Consider the following 378-nt stretch of genomic DNA (forward strand, 5'->3'; position numbering starts at 1 on the left):
CCCGCACAGCTTTGGGGTGAGCGGCGCAATGAAGTCGACCCTCGGTTCGGGAGGATGCCTCGGGAGCTGTATCAACGATTCGGACAGGCCTGCGTGGAGCTGGACTCCGAAGTCTGGCTGCGCCCCTTCCGGCTTCGAGTCGAAGCCATCCTGCGTTCAGGAGGACGTGTCGTCTGCACCGACTTGCGGACCCAGGCGGAATGGCGGATGGCACGAGAGCTGGGCGCCTCCATCTGGCTCATCGAGCGCCCAGGGGCTGGAGCTCCTGGGGCGTTGGCTCGACACAGCACCGAGATGGAACTCAAGGAGCGAGATCGATCCTCGTTCGACGTTGTCCTGAGGAACGACTCCTCCCCCGGGGCTCTGTACGACACCGTG

The 378-nt window shown here is 64.6% G+C and carries 1 protein-coding gene; it reads left to right on the forward strand.

Annotated features, from left to right (window positions below; all coding sequences use genetic code 11):
- Nucleotides 1–54 precede the first annotated feature (54 nt).
- Nucleotides 55–378, forward strand: a 324-nt coding sequence (locus D7Y04_RS46925) for a hypothetical protein (protein WP_368666444.1), incomplete at its 3' end; no start/stop codon positions are given.

It is taken from the genome of Corallococcus sp. AB038B (assembly GCF_003668955.1).
Lineage (GTDB): Bacteria > Myxococcota > Myxococcia > Myxococcales > Myxococcaceae > Corallococcus > Corallococcus exiguus.